The following is a 12,873-nucleotide window of genomic DNA, read 5'->3' as shown; positions in this document are numbered from 1 at the left end:
TTTCTAACTAGTTATGGATGTGATGTAAAAAGAGAGGAATGCAAGGGGCTGATTCCTCGCATTCCTTCTGCTTACTTTCTCAGGTCTTGTGCTTTCTTGGTCATGATATCTACAAACTCTTCCGCCGTAATGCGTCCCATTAAAATTTCTACGATTTGAAGCTTGATTTCGTTGGTGATTTCAATCGCAATTTCCTGCTCTTTTCCTTCTGGTGTGTTCCGGTCATGGATTTCAATCGCTCCAGGATTGTTAATCATATCGTTGATGCCTTTTAAGAATTCTGGAACATTATCATTTGAAGATAGATCCACACCTGTGAGGTTCATGATAGCTCCTGTGGATTCCGCAAATTTTTGTGCATATTTTTCTGTAAAAATAAATTCAAGGAAAGCTTTCGCAGCCTCTGGATTGTTGGCTTCTTTGGCAATCGCAACTGGACGAATATCAGGAACTAGCGCCATTGGCTCTCCCGGATCATTCATTGGTGTTGGAACAAAGCCGTATACAAATCCTTCTGGGGTATCATTTTGCATTTCTTTTGGTAACCAGAACCCTACTGGAATATAAGCAGATTCATGTAAAAGAACATTCATTTGCGTTTGAGTGTGACTGCGTGCCGCGAATCCTTCATCGACATACCCTGCAGCCACCATACCTTCCACTTTTTTCATGACATTAAGGACTTCTTCACCTTCCCATGCTTCTACAACTCCATTGGATAGGTCGTTGAGTAACTCCTCACCACCTGCAGCAGCAAAGGCAGGGTAGAGGACCCCTCTCTGGAAGTATTGAGCATACTGACCAGTTGTTATGAAAGGAGAAATACCCGTATCTTGTTGGATTTGTTCCATTGAATCCATCCAGCTATCATAGTCCGTTGGAGGCTCCCATCCATTTTCCTCAAACCAAGCTGCATCATACCAAACGCCCCACGTATCAAAAACGAGAGGAAGGCTATAAATGGACCCATCTTCAAATTCCTCAGCAGGAGATATAAAACTATCCAGTAATGAAGTGCCATTTTCTAACGTAATGCCACTTGCCCAGTCACTGAGATCCATCAGCTGTCCATCCTTAATCATCTGAGTCTCATTCGACCCATTTCCGTCAATGTACACCACATCAGGTGGATTGTTCGAAATCCATCGAGTTTTCATTTCCTCGTTAATGTTAGGACCCGCATGCTCCACAATCTCCACATCCGGATACTTTTCTTTAAAATCCGCAATCACCGTCTTCCACCAATCATCCCCATACCCACCAACAAAATATTGAATCTCAAGCTTTCCAGAAATCTTCCCATCTGTCTGATCACCCGGATCACTGCTGTCTGAATCACCATCCGAAGAACACGCTGCCAAAATGCCGATGAAGCAAATCAATAAAAAGGTCCACAAAAGTTTTGTCCACTTAAACTTCAAAACCGACACACTCCTTTAAGCATAAAATTTTAAAACCCAATGGTGCATCTATGTAGTAGAATGCTAGAGATCTAGCATCATTGGCTTTAACAAAGAAAAAACTAAAAACATGCTTCTCTACTATTTCTACAAGCCGTTGCAAAGTTTTATGCCTCAAATGTACTTTATTAAAAAAATATGTCAGAGGTGGGACAGGGGGGACAGGAACCGGTGTCCCAGCGACTATGTTTTGGTTGTGAGATGTACAAGGGGGAGGTTAAAGTGTTTTATTAAATAGGTTTGTAGGATGAACTTTTATTATTTGAATATTAACGGTGTTTCCAGGGGTTTTTTTAAGGAAACACCATTTTTCTTGGTTTGTGAGTGGTAAATGAGTTGGAATTTAGGAGAGAAATGAGGGTACATAGTGTAGTTAAGTATGTTTATGTTTAAAATTTCAAATTTACGTGCGAAAATTTGGAATTACGTGCGAATTTTTAAATAACGTGCGAAAACGAGTGTCTAATGTGCGAGTTCAGATAATTTAACAAAAAGCCATTTTTACACAAGAACGAGTCAATCCGATTTACGAAATTAGGGACCAATCGACAAATAATAGGAGGAATTTACTATCTTTACTAGAATTTCACATATAGACATCTTTTAAATTGTAGATTTAGTGAGGTCACAAGATGAAAATAACTGAAATAGATGCACGTGAAATATTAGACAGAATCACGGATGGCTTTTTTGCATTAGATACACATTGGAAGTTCACTTATGTGAATGAGGAGGCAACAAAACTTCTGTGCCGAAGAGGGAATGACCTTGTGGGGAAGCAGATATGGAGTGAGTTCCCAGAGGCAGTCGAATTACCTTTTTATGAACAATATAACAAGGCTGTTCAAGAACAAGTTAGCGTAAACTTTGATGCGTATTATCCACCCCCACTTGATACTTGGTATGACGTGAGGGCGTATCCTTCCGAAAATGGTCTAACTGTCTATTTCCAAGATGTTACGAAAGAGAAGAAGGCGTCGGCAAAGCATGAGCAACATTATAAATCTCTTTTTGAACACAACCCGGATGCGGTATATTCTCTCGATTTGAATGGATATTGCATTAGTGTTAATTCCGCGACTGAAAAGCTGTTAGGTTTTAGGCAGGAGGAGTATCCGAAGCTCTCCTTTATTCCATTTATTGCTGAAGAAGATTTGGATAAAACGATAGAATTTTTTGAAAAGGCGAAGGAAGGCGAAACGCAAAACTATGAAACGAAGGTCATACATAAAGAGGGTCATGTGATTCACGTTAATGTTACGAATATGCCCATCATTGTCGATCAGGAAGTAGTGGGTGTCTATGGAATTGCGAAGGACATAACCGATCAAAAGCATACGGAGCAAGAACTCGTAAAATCTGAAAAACTCTCTGCCGTGGGGCAGCTCTCGGCCTCTATCGCTCATGAAATTCGAAATCCCTTAACGGCTCTTAAGGGATTTTTACAACTCATAAACGCATCAACTGGAAAAGATATCGAAGAGAGCTATCTAGAGGTAATGGCAGGTGAAATCGAGTGGATCGATTTAATTACTGGAGAACTGTTGTTACTAGCAAAACCACAAGCTCATCATTTTAAGTTTGAACAGATTCAAGAGATTTTTAAAGATGTGAAGATGTTACTTGGTTCTCAAGCATTGATGAACAGGGTTGACATTAAAGTGATTCATGGGGATCTACCAAGGGTTCGTTGTGTGGGAAATCAATTAAAACAAGTATTTATTAACTTGATAAAAAATGCGATTGAATCCATGCCAAATGGTGGGGAAATCACAGTCGAGATTAAACAAAAAAATAAGCGTACCTTATCGATTCTTGTTACAGATGAAGGGTGCGGAATCCCGGAAGAAGTCATAGAAAATATAGGAATGCCCTTTTATACTACCAAACAAAAAGGTACTGGATTAGGGCTAATGACTAGCTTGAAAATTATAGAGGCTCATCAAGGAACCATTGACTTTTCAAGTAAAGTTGGAGAAGGAACAACTGTTAGAATCGATTTACCGATTGATTTTAGAACCTAGCTCCGGAGTTTGCCCAGTATGTGGGGGCAGACTTTTTATTATCTTTTTCCAAATAATAATAGATATTCTCACTAGTAAATTACTACTTTATAATAAAGGTAAACTAGTTAATAGGATAAATCCTGAACATCATATTTTGGACAGGCATCATATAATGAAAGTATGGAGAATACTACATACTTAATTAAAACATCAAGTTTAACGAAAAGGAGCTGAGATGACTTGGATCATATAGATGGTTTTCCGCTACTCGAAACAGAAAACTACATCTTAAGGAGAATCACTCAACAAGATGTGGAAGCTATTTTTTCTTATTTTTCGGACGAAGAGGTTACAAAATACTATGATTTAGATACTTTTGAAGATATCAGTGAAGCCTATCGATTTGTTACCTCGAAAGAAAAAATGTTCCTAGAATCAAGAGGAATCAGGTGGGGGATTACGACAAAGGACCGACGTGATAGAGTAATAGGCACCATTGGCTTTCACAACTGGAACCGCTCTTTTTTTAAGGCAGAAATCAGCTACGAGCTATCCAAGGAACATTGGGGACAAGGCTTGATGAGTGAAGTGATCCCGTGTGTACTAGAATATGGCTTCGAAAGTATGGAGTTAAATAGAATTGAAGCATTATTACATCCGGAAAATATCGGCTCAAAACGGGTATTAAAAAAGGCCAACTTTAGACATGAAGGTACGCTCGAAGAATATGTGTTTTTAAAAGGAAGATTCATAGATACAGAGATCATGGCTTTGTTGAAGCGCAATTTTAAAAAGCATGTTGCGCTGGGACAGAGGGGACAGGAACCGGTGTCCCGCTAAACTCTAATATTGAAAAATGGGCTTAACCTTATAGGTAGGCCTTATTTTTATTACTAAAGGCATCTATCAATACTAATAAATAGCCTGGTTAACAGTATATTTAATCCACTGTTAATCAGGCTGTTTTTATTGATTAAAGGCAGTTATTTATTAAATGTTTAAATATTTTGATTTTTTATAATTTTCTGTTGTTAAGTCAGATAGATTCGTATATACTGTTAAAAAAGCTAACACTTCAAAAAATCCACAAAATTAAAGTATCAACTTCAAACTACCTTACAGATGAGTTATACATATCAAAATGCTTTTCAGATACCTGTCATTGTTACAAATTCCAAATCTTCACGACACGTCCGTACAATAGAAGTTAATTCGGGATTCATGCCCTGTGATACCCGAATAATAGGGGGGCAATGAAGAGTTTGCAAAAGACTATAACCTATAAAATTATCGAAGACCTTGAGGAAATAAATATGGTTGTTGAACTTCAAGCAGAAATTTGGAGTCCGGACATTGTTTCCCCTCTCCCTCAGCTAGTCGCCGCAATTCATAATGGTGGGGTTGTAATAGGAGCATTTACAGACGAAAAACTAGTTGGTTTTTCCTACGGTTTTGCCGGCTTTAAAGACGGAGAAGCCTACTTAATTTCCCACATGACTGGTATTTTGCCAGATTACCAGAATGCAGGAATTGGCTATCAGCTTAAAACCAAGCAAAGAGAATGGGCTATTCAATACGGGTTCAAAAAAATGATTTGGACCTTTGACCCTTTAGAACTAAGAAATGCTTATTTTAATGTTTGTAAGCTTGGTGGCTATTCAAGGCAATACATTCGCTCTTATTACGGGGAATTAAACGATAAATTGAACAAAGGGCTACCATCTGACCGTTTATTGGTTGAATGGGATATTTGCTCGAAACGTGTGGAAGAAGCCATGTCTGGCGCTTTACAGACTGAAAGCGAATATGAAATCTTGTATAGCTGGGAACAAGTAGACGGTTATACAACCCCCACCCACTACCAGAATAGGGTCAGACAAAACCATGCCGGCTACCGTGTTCCAGTGCCTTCAAATATTCAAGTCATCAAGCAGCAAAAGCCTGATGCAGCTCTTGCGTGGAGACATGCTACACGAACTGCTATCGAAGATGCTTTTTCAAACGGTTATCTCATCACTGGAGTTCAAAGAGAACAAGGTTCAAGTATCCATTTTTACATACTAGAAAGTCACTAATACCTATCTAGGAGCGAGAGTCTATTGAGAAATGAAAGGGTTCAAGTAAATGGAACATTATACAGATAAAATTAGAAAAAATTATAACCAACTGACAAAACGACAAAAAATGATTGCAAAATATATGCTGGATTTCCCAAAAGAATTCGCGTTTCAGACGGCTAAACAGTCTGGGCAAGCGTGCGGAGCAAGTGAGACAACGGTGATAAGGTTGTGCTACATCTTGGGATACTCGGGATTCAGTGAATTACAAAAGGAAATCCAGTCCAGCCTCTTAGAAGATACTGCAGGTACCATTAACCCCATTGAAAACTTTCTTGAAATGTCCAATAAGCTAAAAGATACTAACTTAATTCAACATGTGATGGAACAGGACAATGCTTACGTGAAAGCCACTTTAGACGCAATTGATTACAAGCAATACCAAAAAGCTATTCAAAAGCTGATTGAGGCGGATCATCGAGTGGTCCTCGGGTTCCGATCTTCCTATGGACCAGCTACGTGGTTTATGTTTGCCCTCAATATAGTAATCGGAAATACATCGCAATATCGTGGTGAAATAGAGGATGCAAATTATCTGTTATCAAAGTTAAATGAAAACACAGTTGTAGTGGCCATCTCCTTCCCTAGATACATCCAAGAGACTCTCTCATTTGTTCAGGCAGCTAAGAAAAAAGGAGCTTATATCATTGCCATCACCGATGATCGATTATCTCCGATTGGACAATATGCGGATACTGTATTTAGGGTGATTGCTCCTACACCTATCCCTTTAAAAGGGATTACACCCACATTCTCGCTCTTAAATCTACTAGTAACGAGTATTGCAGCAACAGATGACCCTAAAGTCCAAAACCATATGGCAGGTTATGACCAAAATAGAAATGAATTTTACCCATTTGCTAAAAAGGAAAAAATAGGTATTGATAAGAGGTGACAGTATGCAAAACAATCTCTCTCCTGATTTCCTACAAAATACCCTAGTGATAGATGCCCACTTTGATTTGTTAATGGATGTTCAAATCCAAAGAGAAAGAGGGAGAAAAAAGGTTATTGAGACAGACTACTTGCCACGATTTGTGGAAGGTGGAGTCAATATTATTATTGCATCTCTATTTGTGGATAGTGGGTTTTTGCCAGAAATGGGACTAAGAAAAGCATTAAGCCAAGTAAGTGCGTTATATGAAGAGGTCAACGAATCTCCTGATACGCTCATGATTTGTTTAAACGGAGATGACATGAATGTTGCTAAGCAAACGAATAAGATTGGCTTTCTCCTTTCGATTGAGGGAGCCGAACCAATCGGCACAGACCTAAGCTTATTGCGTGTCTTTTATGAGTTAGGAGTCCGGAATCTTGGACTCGTTTGGAGTCGTAGAAATGCAGTAGCTGATGGTAGCTTCTTTTACCCAACAAAAGAAGGGAAAAAAGGCGGTATAAGCAGTTTTGGGGTGAAGGTTATAGAAGAAGCGGAAAGACTTGGCATCACCATTGATGTCTCCCACTTAAATGATGAAGGCTTTTGGGATGTCATCCAATTCGCTTCAAAGCCAGTGATTGCCTCGCATTCGAATGCTCGAGCTCTTTGCTCAACCATGCGGAATTTAACCGATGATCAAATCAAGGCGATTGCAGCTACAAATGGCTGTATTGGAGTCAATGCCGCAAGTTTGCTGGTAGGAAATGATGATGAAAGCTCTACCATAGAACAGTTCATCAACCATGTGGACCACCTTGTTACGGTAGCCGGGATTGAACATGTAGGACTGGGATTGGATCTATGTGAGGACTTTATGAAATATGTCTCTCTTGATGACTTACAAAGTATGCCAAGAAAGCCATTTGATGTTGTTTCAGGTCATCAATCCATTCCAACGCTAGTAGAGGGACTTGCGAAACGAGGATTCTCAGATGCTGATCTTGAGGCATTGCTTGGAAAAAATATTCAAAGAATATTCATGAGGTAAGTTGTATTTATACAGGGAAATAGGAGGCATATCATGGCGAATAAACCGATTTCGATACGAGAGGTGACCCTTCACCGTTTAGTGATGCGATTAAAGGATCCATTTACAACCAGCTTTGGAACCTTTCAGGACAAAGAATTTTACGTGATTGAAATGGAGGATGAAACCGGGGCTATTGGTTTTGGGGAATCCGTCGCATTTTCAAGTCCTTGGTATAGTGAGGAAACAGTTGAAACGAACAAACACATCATGGAACAATTTTTAATTCCCTTATTGCTGGAATCACCCATTGAGCATCCTGATGAGGTATCTAAACGATTTGAACCCATTCGAAGGAATAATATGGCGAAATCAGCATTAGAAGGTGCAGTTTGGGATCTATATGCTAAACGGAATCATACCCCTTTATACCAAGTCCTTGGTGGAACCAAGAGACAAATAGATGTAGGGATTAGTATTGGAATTCAACCAACTGCCACAGATTTAGTCCGGGTCGTTGACGGTTTTGTGAATGAAGGCTACAAACGGATGAAGATAAAAATAAAGCCTGGTTCGGATTATGAAATGCTGAAGGAAGTTAGGAGACATTTTCCAGATATTTTACTGATGGCAGATGCAAATTCCGCCTATACGTTAGAAGATATTAGCTTATTGAAAAGGCTGGATGATTTAGACCTCATGATGATCGAGCAGCCACTAGCCCACGATGATATTATCGATCATGCAAAACTACAATCAGTGCTAGAAACCCCCATTTGTTTAGATGAAAGTATTCACTCCTATGAAGATGCCAGAAAAGCAGTTGAAATAGGGAGCTGTCAAATAATCAATATAAAAATTGGCCGAGTTGGTGGGCTGTCAGAATCAAAGAAAATCCATGATTACTGTGCAGAGCAGGGAATTGCGGTTTGGTGCGGTGGCATGCTAGAGGCGGGTATTGGCCGAGCACACAATGTTGCCTTAACCACGCTTCCTCAGTTTATTTTACCAGGAGATACAGCCGGATCCTCGCGCTACTGGGAAAACGATATTATTGATCCTGAAGTAATAGTCAAAAATGGAGTCATCCAGGTTCCAGATAAACCTGGTATGGGTTATGAAATAAATCGTGAAGTGCTTGAATCGTATCGAGTGGACAGACAAGTGTATACGAGGAAAAATATACTAGCATGATAGATATTCGTGTCGTTTTTCCAGGTGATAAAAACCAATTTGGTTGTAAATTGTACCCACCGTACAATTTTATAATAAAAATTTAAAAGGAAAAGGGAGAGGTATTAGATGACTCAACAAACAGTTACTCGTGAGTTTGAACAGTATTGTCAAGAAATTTGTGAGAAGTTTGAGATTCCTGGTTTTTCAATTGGTTTAGCGAAAGACGGTCAAGTATTCTATGAAAAAGGTTTTGGTTACCGTAACGTCGAGAAAAAACTCCCATTGTCTTCTGATACCGTTTTTGGAATTGGTTCCGTAACCAAATCATTTACTGCTGTAGCCATTATGCAATTGCAAGAGGCTGGAAAGCTAAATGTGAACGACCCGGTTCTCAAGTATTTACCGGAATTTAAAACTTCAAATGAAGAATATACAAAGCAAATGACGATTCATCACTTCCTGACACACTCTGCTGGCTTACCACCTTTACCGACGTTACATAAAGCTTTAGCCAAGAGTATTGCGAATGATCCGAAGTTTGATGATGACGGTCAGACCGAGGGTGATATTGGAACGGTTGAGAAGGCTGCCGCTGAAGCAGAAAAAGTAAGTGTTGATACGTATGAAGAGTTAATGGCGGATATCGCGAACCAAGAATTTGACCTATTAGGAGCACCCGGAACTGAATTTAGCTACTCAAATGATTGCTATTCGCTTCTAGGGGCCATTGTGGAAAGGGTAAGTGGCATTACCTATGAACAATATGTTAAGGATTACATTTTAGATCCAGCTGGAATGAAAAATAGTGTGTTCCATTTAGAAGAATTAGAGAACCATGACGATTTTACATCCCTTTATAACTCTCGTAAAAAAGATGATGAGACCATTATTTTTGAATCGGATAATCCTTGGGATGCACCATCCATGCGGGCTGCTGGTTTCCTGAAGTCTTCGGTAAACGATATGCTGAAATACGCGGAAATCTTTCGAAACCAAGGTAAAGTGGGCGATGCTCAACTTTTGACTCCTGAAAGTGTTGAACAAATGATCACTCCGTATATCGAGTGTGATAAAGATCGCTACTATGGATACGGTGTCATGATTACACCTGACTACTTCGGATATAAACTGGTTGACCATGGTGGTGCGGTAAAAGGGGTAGCAGCTCAATTGAATATTATTCCTGAGCTAGGTCTTTCAGGTGTTTCTTTTGCTAACTTAGCAGGGGTCCCATCTACTAAACTATTATTCAGTGCTTTTAATGATCAATTAGGTCAGCCAGTCACTGCTTCTCATGTGAAGTACGAAGAAGTAGAGGTTTCAGAGGAAGAATTACAACAATATGTAGGTTCCTATGCTTCGGGTGAAGGTTCGAAATATAGTGTAGTGGTCGAGGATGGAAAATTGCAGTTGAAAGCAGATGGCTTGGATCATATTAACGGGTTAACACCAATTGGAAATGATACCTTTATTGTTGCCTTTAGAGAATCAGAATTGGCACTGCGCTTTGTAAAAGACGAAGATAACAAGGTCATTCGTGCGGCATTTGGCTTTAGACAAACCCCAAAAGTAGAATAGGAGGACTCGAACATGGCAATGAATCGTCTAAGTAAACCAATCTTATTTTTGATCATGCTCGTTCTGTCCATGTTTTTGATAATCGGATGCAGCTCTGATTCAGCCTCGGATTCAACGCCTGATCAAAATAACGATAGTTCATCTGATAAGGATACAGACACAAACAATGAATCACCTGAAGAGGCTACCTCGCCTCAGTCAGGTGGCACCATTACCATCGGTTCGATGCAAGAGCCGGATACACTAGATGTTCATAAAACAGCCATGAGTATTGCAGGACTAATCACCAGTCATCTGGGTGGAACATTACTTGCCGTTAATCCAGAAACAAACGATATAGAACAGCATCTCGCAAAAGATTATAGTGTTTCAGAAGATGGAAAAACTCTCACGTTTAAGCTTAGAGACGATGTTGTCTTTACGGACGGTACCCCTTTAACAGCTCAGGTCTACAAAGATACGTTTGATCGGATTTTGAACCCTGATACAGGGGCAACGGTTGCCGCAAGCTTAATAGGAGGAATTGAGTCAACTTCTGCTCCAGATGATCACACATTTGTGATTCAGTTGGCGGCTCCATCCGCACCACTTTTACGAAACCTAACGAGTCAAGGATACCTACAGCCGTTATCGATGGCGGCCATTGAAAAGCACGGGGATGATTATGGAAGAAACCCAGTTGGAGCAGGACCTTTTATCTTTAAGGAATGGGTAACGGGACAGTCCGTCACGTTGGAAAGAAATGAAGACTTTAACTGGCCACAACCTTCCGCTGATAACCAAGGGAAAGCTTACCCCGATCAGATTGTGTACAAATTTATCCAGGATGCACAAACGATGCTGGCAGCACTTGATAGCGGATCCATTGATGTCGCTTCCGGCGTCTTACCAAAGGATGTTCAAAGATACCGCGATAACCCAGACTATTATGTGTTAGAGGCCGAACGTCAAGGCTTAGGTTTATTTTTAGAAATGAATCTTGAAAATGAAGTGCTTTCAGATCTCAACGTTAGAAAAGCCATCAATATGGCAGTCAATAAAGAAGCGATTATTCAGGCCGAACTAAATGGGGAGGGAACCCCTGCCTATGGACCGATTCCAGCTACCATTTTTGGGTATGATCAAAATGTAGAAAACTATGGCCATAAATTCAATCAAGATGAAGCCATTAGTCTATTAGAAAGCTCAGGTTTTGAGAAGAATGGCGACGGAATTATGGAAAAGGACGGTCAAGAACTCTCGTTAGAGCTTTCCATCATGCCACAGCATAGCCAAGCGGCACAAATCGTTCAAGCCATGCTAAAGGATATTGGAATCCAAGTTAGTATCCAATCGATGGAGGCAGGGACACTCATAGAAAAAGTATCACAGGGTGACTATGATATGTCCTTCCTAGCGTACTCTTACTCGGATCCAGATATTTTATTCTTGCTATTCCATTCTAGTCAGATTGGCGGTTTAAACCATGTTCGTGCTCAAAATGCAGAGCTTGATGCATTATTAGAGAAGGGCAGAATAACCGTAGACCTTGAAGATAGAAAGCAAGTATATGCCGATGTTCAAAAAATCGTAGTGGAAAACGCCTATTGGGTTCCAATCTATGCAGAAAAGGTATTTTATGTAGTCAATAGTAGAGTTCAGGACGTGAAGATAAACAATGTCTCAATCGATTACCAAGATGCTTGGGTGAGACAATAATGAAACAGTTTATCATCAATCGGATTTTATCCGGGATACTAGTCATCTTTGGAATTTCTATATTCTCATTTTTACTTATCCACTTTATTCCTGGTGATCCAGTCAAGATCATGCTTGGCATCAACGCATCCCCGGAGCAAGTGGAAAAGCTAACAAACCATTTGGGGCTGGATCAGCCCCTTTTCGTTCAATATGGACAGTATATCACCAATGCTTTTCAAGGTGATTTTGGAACATCCTTAAAGACAGGAAGACCGGTTTTGACGGAAATTTTGGACCGTTTTCCTGAGACGGTGAAGCTAGCTGTATTCGGACTGTTCATTGCTGTTGTAATCGGCATTACGTTAGGAATTTTAGCAGCAAGATTTAAAGATTCCATCATTGACAAGCTATGTACGGCCTTAGCTACTTTAGGGGTATCGATTCCAAGCTTTTGGCTAGCCATATTATTAGTGATGGTGTTTTCAGTCAAGCTTCAATGGTTTCCCATTGCAGCTGGAACGGGTTTTCGAGACCTGATCCTACCATCCCTCACACTTGGTGTGGTCGCATCCACGATGATTATGCGATTAACCAGAAATGGAATGGTGGAGGTTCTATCCAATGAATACATTCGTACTGCACGGGCTAAAGGTCTTGAGGATCGATTGATTTTGTTTCGTCACGCCCTGCGAAATGTGTTAATCCCTGTTATAACAGTGATCGGTCTTCAAATGGCAGCATTGCTTGGGGGCACGGTTATTATTGAACAGGTATTTAACTGGCCAGGTCTAGGTACGTTAGCCATTGGAGCCATTTCATCGAGAGACTTTCCTCTTATTCAGGGAACGGTTTTATTCATGGGTGTTGTCTATGTCACCATCAATATTTTGGTAGATGTACTTTACAGCATCATCGATCCTCGGGTGGAAATGGGCACACAGGAGGCGTAATT

The 12,873-nt window shown here is 40.1% G+C and carries 10 protein-coding genes; 9 read left to right on the top strand and 1 reads right to left on the bottom strand.

What is annotated here, in order from left to right; genetic code table 11:
* Positions 1-71 precede the first annotated feature (71 nt).
* Positions 72-1,421, bottom strand: coding sequence for an extracellular solute-binding protein (locus tag ABDZ91_RS20145; protein ID WP_343803249.1), 1,350 nt, complete (start codon positions 1,419-1,421; stop codon positions 72-74).
* A gap of 671 nt (positions 1,422-2,092) precedes the next feature.
* Here ABDZ91_RS20145 and ABDZ91_RS20140 point away from each other — a divergent pair.
* From ABDZ91_RS20140 to nikB, 9 genes are all read left to right on the top strand, one after another.
* Positions 2,093-3,484 (top strand): PAS domain S-box protein, encoded by a 1,392-nt coding sequence (locus tag ABDZ91_RS20140; protein ID WP_343803246.1) that lies wholly within the window; start codon positions 2,093-2,095, stop codon positions 3,482-3,484.
* 222 nt (positions 3,485-3,706) lie between these two features.
* Positions 3,707-4,306 carry a GNAT family N-acetyltransferase gene (locus ABDZ91_RS20135; protein WP_343803244.1) on the top strand — a complete coding sequence of 200 codons (600 nt, stop codon included), beginning with the start codon at positions 3,707-3,709 and terminating at the stop codon, positions 4,304-4,306.
* A 422-nt stretch (positions 4,307-4,728) separates the two neighbouring features.
* Positions 4,729-5,541 (top strand): GNAT family N-acetyltransferase, encoded by an 813-nt coding sequence (locus ABDZ91_RS20130; RefSeq protein ID WP_343803241.1) that lies wholly within the window; start codon positions 4,729-4,731, stop codon positions 5,539-5,541.
* Between the two features lie 49 nt (positions 5,542-5,590).
* Positions 5,591-6,478, top strand: coding sequence for a MurR/RpiR family transcriptional regulator (locus ABDZ91_RS20125; protein WP_343803238.1), 888 nt, complete (start codon positions 5,591-5,593; stop codon positions 6,476-6,478).
* A gap of 4 nt (positions 6,479-6,482) precedes the next feature.
* Positions 6,483-7,508 carry a dipeptidase gene (locus ABDZ91_RS20120; RefSeq protein ID WP_343803235.1) on the top strand — a complete coding sequence of 342 codons (1,026 nt, stop codon included), beginning with the start codon at positions 6,483-6,485 and terminating at the stop codon, positions 7,506-7,508.
* A 33-nt stretch (positions 7,509-7,541) separates the two neighbouring features.
* Positions 7,542-8,681 (top strand): o-succinylbenzoate synthase, encoded by a 1,140-nt coding sequence (gene menC / locus ABDZ91_RS20115; protein ID WP_343803232.1) that lies wholly within the window; start codon positions 7,542-7,544, stop codon positions 8,679-8,681.
* A gap of 108 nt (positions 8,682-8,789) precedes the next feature.
* Positions 8,790-10,241 (top strand): serine hydrolase, encoded by a 1,452-nt coding sequence (locus tag ABDZ91_RS20110; RefSeq protein WP_343803229.1) that lies wholly within the window; start codon positions 8,790-8,792, stop codon positions 10,239-10,241.
* A gap of 12 nt (positions 10,242-10,253) precedes the next feature.
* Positions 10,254-11,939, top strand: a complete 1,686-nt coding sequence (locus tag ABDZ91_RS20105; RefSeq protein WP_343803226.1) for an ABC transporter substrate-binding protein — start codon at positions 10,254-10,256, stop codon at positions 11,937-11,939.
* Complete coding sequence (nikB, locus tag ABDZ91_RS20100; RefSeq protein WP_343803223.1) at positions 11,939-12,871, top strand: nickel ABC transporter permease; 933 nt, start codon at positions 11,939-11,941, stop codon at positions 12,869-12,871. The genes ABDZ91_RS20105 and nikB overlap by 1 nt, the downstream gene beginning before the upstream one ends.
* The last annotated feature ends 2 nt before the right edge of the window (positions 12,872-12,873 follow it).

The organism is Bacillus carboniphilus (genome assembly GCF_039522365.1).
Lineage (GTDB): Bacteria > Bacillota > Bacilli > Bacillales > JC228 > Bacillus_BF > Bacillus_BF carboniphilus.
This window is presented reverse-complemented; position numbering and strand designations above follow the sequence as displayed.